Here is a 4,590-nt window from a genome sequence, read left to right as displayed (position 1 = left end):
GGATGAGGACGAGGGGAAGAATGGCATCGGTTCCCTGAACCCGCTCAGCGGGACGCACGGCGCGAATCTGGCGACAGTTCTTTCGGACGTGGGATCCGGTTTCCCGATCCCCTCCGGTGACCGGCGATTTTTCGAAACCAGGCTGGGGTTCGATCTGGGTGGCGTGCGGCTGCACACGAATGCGCAGGCGACCAGCAGGGCCGCGGCGCTCAACGCCCGCGCTTTCACGCTGGGAAACGATATCGTCGTCGGTGCCGGCGAGTACGCTCCCGGCAGCCAGACCGGAAGAGCGTTGCTGGCCCACGAATTGGCTCACGTCCTCCAGCAGAACCGGGGTTTCGTTCAACCCCGCGTGCAGCGCTTGCTGCGGGTGATCGATGCCTCCGAACCGCCGGCCCACCTGCCGCCGCCCGATGGGCAAACGCTGCGGGCTGTGCTTGTGGAGGGTTGGCTGGGGCAGCTGTGCCCTTCCGGTGTCTGGCGGGTCGATCGGGCCACCGGGATCGTGTCCCTCGGCAACCGGGAAACACTGTGTACTGCCGATGGAGTTGCTGCCAGCGGGACGCCTGTGTCCACCGATTGTGTCTGCCGTGCCAGTTCCAGTGAATACCCGCAAATCGATATCGTCATCGAAGAACTCTTCCCGTACAGCCGTTTCCGTTTCGACCGAAACCAGGGGATCTTCACTTTGGTGGAAGACGTGGTCGATTTGACCAGCACCGGAGAAGGCGCCACGTTGTATCCCCAGGACGGCGCCTGGCTGGACAACACCACCATCGTCTTGAGCGGCCGCAGCACGCGCATACAAGGCGCCGGCGACACCACCATCGAGCGCAGCATGCGCGAAGTGCGCGATCCGCCTTGGCTCATCCTGGCTCACGAATTGTGTGGGCACATCGATCTGCGCCAACGCGGCGTCGAAGATTATGCCCATCTCGAAACCCCGACGGGGGACCGCTCTGCCGTCGATATCGAGAACCGTATTCGGCGGGAGCACTCCACCCAAACCGACAGCTACGGGATTCGAGCCGGCGACACGGGCGGTTTTTACGGTTCGCTGTACGTCGTCCAGCAAGGCGACACTTTGGAGAGCGTCTCCCGTCGAGTCGGGTTGAGCACCGGACCGGAGGTGTGGGATGAGAATGGTCAACATCTGCATATCATTCACTGGCCCAGCGGCGATCATCCGTACCGTGACGATATCAATGAGCTGTTTACCCCCGGAACCGAAATCGTCATCGAGGGCATTCACTGGCACGAAGTCATTTCGGGTGAGAGCTGGACAAGCATCGCCCGGATGTGGCAGGTGACCTACCGGGCGCTGCGGCGGGCCAACCCCGGCGTGATGGCCGTGCGTCCTGGCTTGCGGCTGCTTATACCGATCAGCTCTGCCCGCTCGAGTCTGGCTCCAACGGTGCGTGAGCGCAACTACCCCGGCGGCGGCCGGGTCGAACGGCTCGTCCCGGGTGAATATCTGGTTTGGAATTTCGACATCATGCAGCACGAGTTGAAACCGGAGCATGAAACCGGGCTGGTCGAAATTGCTGCCGAAATCGCCGCTGCACTGGCGCACAGCCCATTGGTGGAAGTCGATATCGAGGGTCAGGCCAGCCTGACCGGTTCGGACGAGATCAACGACCCGCTTTCACAGCGGCGGGCACAGTCCGTGCGCCAGGCGCTGATCGGCGACGGAATCGACGCAAGTCGTATGCGATTGGCTTCCGTGGGGAGAAGAAAATCCAGGCCGGCCGTCAGCCAGGAAAATCTTGCCCGCAGCCGGGCGGTATTGATCGTGGTCGAGCCGCGCTTCGCCACGCAGCAGCCGCTGCCGGAGATGCCGGCCACTACACCCGTCATGACAAACCCCATTCAAATCGGTGATTGCACCATTGCCCTTTCGATGCTGGCGATGGAAGGTGGGCCTGTAACGCTGCGCCGCACGAATCAATATATTGCGGTGCAGGCCCGCGATGACAGCGGATATGGGTGCGAAGGTCGTCAGACGACGACGACTCCGGGTATGTTCTTCATGGGCAATGCGGCCGTGATGCCGGAGAACTGCGGCAGCCTGCACTTCGTTCATAACGTGCGTCCATACATTCAAATGGTATTCAAGGATGGCTCGCGGCTTCGCGAAGCGACCAGCACCTGGGTGCTGGATTCGGTAGATCCATATCCCACCTTCACGCCGCCCGGATTGTCTACGGGAATGCTGGCGGTGGTATCCAATGATTCCCCGGGTCTGTGTATCGGCAGACTGGGCACGCTGGCCTTCGCCGAGGGTTTGATCAGCTCCATCGAGTTACGCGATGAGTTCCGCATGTTCCTTATGTTCCGCCCCAACGGCGGGCATCGGCGAGCGCTGCAGTCCGCCACCTGGTGGTTCGTGGGAATCGCGCGAAACCCGGTAACCGATTTGCCCGACACTGAGACCCACACTGGGGGTGGGCGATTGGAATTGGATACGACCCTCTCGCGGGTGGTGCCCGATTCAGGTTATGGACGGCCGACCTCGGGCCAACCGGTTACAGCGCCCAACGTGCGCCAATTGGATTACGACATCGACCGAGCGGGATTGGGTACCACTCGAACGTTCGCCGATCTATTCTTCCGCATATTCAGGCGCGAACGATAACGACGCCGCAAATGTGTTCGCGCACGCCGCTCGCGGTTTCGTCCTCATCTGCTGCCCCTGCCGATTTCGACAAGGGCCTTTTCCCCGATCAGCTCAACCTTGGGTTCGGATGTATAATGGGGCTGCATTCGACATGCACGTCAGTCTGGTGTACTTCGCCCGTGACCCCAGGATGCGGTGGGCAATTCCCGGTCACTGCGAGCATCAGCTGCCATGGTCCCAGGGTAAGGGGTGCGGATACAATGCTGGCTTTGGAGTACGGCAGGGATAAATCAACCACGCTACGCGGTTCGCCAAATCGGCGATCGGTTTTCAAGAACGCACAACCCACACTCGATCCGTTGCAGACCGACACAGCATCCGCGCAAGATTCATGCACCTGTGGCGGCGGCTGTCCTCGCTGCGCGCCGGTGCAAGCCAAGCTGAATGTCGGGAGTCCGGGCGATCGATATGAGCAGGAAGCGGATCGGATTGCCAAGAATGTGTTGGGCGCGCCGGATCCGGGCGATCGACATTTCCAGCCGCAAGCGTCCCGGGTTGGGGTGCTGCAGGCGGAAGGGACGAAGGGGATAGACCATCCAGAAATCGCCTCGCAGGCGCAGAATCACGTCACCCAATGCCCGGGACGTTCACTCTCGAAGGCGACGCGTGATTTCTTCGAGCCGAGGTTGGGGCGTAATTTTAGCGGCGTGAAGGTACACACCTGCAAGGATGCCTCGCTGATGTGCGGTGCACTGCAGGCCCGGGCGTTCACCCTCGGCGCCAATATCTTTTTCCAACGCAGCGCATACGATCCAGCTTCATCAACGGGAAAAATGCTCCTGGCGCATGAATTGACCCACGTCGCCCAGCAGTCATCGAACCCCGAGCCTAGAATTCAACGCTGGCCTCAAATACCGGGAATTGGTCTGGCGGATGTATGCATCATCATCCATGGCAGGAAAGTGTGTGGTTCAGATGCCAAAGCAGCGTGTGAGAAGGCGCCCTGGCTCCCCGGTTGTAAATATGTGTGCAAGATGTTGGGTTGTAAAACGCCGCAGAAGGAAGATTATTCATGTCCGATCGGATTCCACCCGGGAAGGACGACGGAACATAAAGGTGAATGCTGCGTTGGTGATATCGAGAGTGAGTGGAACTGCTGTCCGGAGGTTCGCGCTTCCTGGATGGAACGCCGCTGCTGCGCCAAGGACGAATTTGTGAACAAGCAGGGGCGCTGCGAAAAATTTACAATGCCCATCGTATGTCCGGAATTTTGGAAAACGACTTCGGGGCTATGCTGCATTCCGCCGCGTGTTCCGCGAGGTCGCTTTTGTGTTTTACCCGTGACCCCTCAGCCTCCCACGCCCAAACCTCCGGTCACTCCGCCCGTGCCGGCGCCGAAAGAGATTTTCTTCGAATTTGACCGGCCCCACGTCGCCGAAACCAACGCAGCAGCGTTGGAACCGAGTACCACCAAAACGGGATATGCCAATTTCAAGACCTTGGTGACGCAAATGAAATCGGACTCGACGCTGCGTGTTCAGCTCGTGGGTAAGGCTTCACCCGATGGGCCGGCGGCGTACAACATGCACCTGAGTGCACGCCGCGCGGAATTGGTCAAGACGGCATTGATGGATAAGGGGATTGCGGCCTCCCGCATCATCGATCCGCCGCTGAATGCTCTCGATCCCGGCTGTAAAAAGGTCGATCAAGGAGTCATAAGCTGCGGAGAGGTCGGTGCCAGCAGTAAAAGCGATCGGCAGGTGAGCGCACGATTGTTTCGCATAAAGTGACTGAATGTCGTGGCGAACGCCGCCAACCAGGAAAAGGCTCGTCGATTTTCTCTTCACCGAGTAGTCTTACGCGTTATGTTGGAATTTTGTAGAGGCGGCCCCCTGAGGTTGCCCAAAGAATAGACGCCCTTCCGGGCGTCTCTACGCGTGGTCTCCAATTTAGGGGCGGTTCGTGAACCGCCC

At 59.9% G+C, this 4,590-nt stretch carries 2 protein-coding genes; both read left to right on the top strand.

The features are described 5' to 3' along the window. Positions 1 to 2,635: DUF4157 domain-containing protein (locus P8Z34_16945; protein MEJ2552360.1), on the top strand; the 2,635-nt coding region annotated here is incomplete at its 5' end. A gap of 242 nt (positions 2,636 to 2,877) precedes the next feature. Beyond that, on the top strand, positions 2,878 to 4,407 hold the full coding sequence (locus tag P8Z34_16940; protein ID MEJ2552359.1) for a DUF4157 domain-containing protein: 1,530 nt from the start codon (positions 2,878 to 2,880) through the stop codon (positions 4,405 to 4,407). Positions 4,408 to 4,590 lie beyond the last annotated feature (183 nt).

Source organism: Anaerolineales bacterium, assembly GCA_037382465.1.
GTDB lineage: Bacteria > Chloroflexota > Anaerolineae > Anaerolineales > E44-bin32 > WVZH01.
The sequence above is the reverse complement of the archived record's forward strand: the minus strand, read 5'-3'. Positions and strand labels throughout refer to the sequence as shown.

Bases quoted from the DNA above. Each gene is read 5' to 3' on its own strand.
- P8Z34_16940 (MEJ2552359.1), top strand. From the start codon at position 2,878: ATGCTGGCTTTGGAGTACGGCAGGGATAAATCAACCACGCTACGCGGT.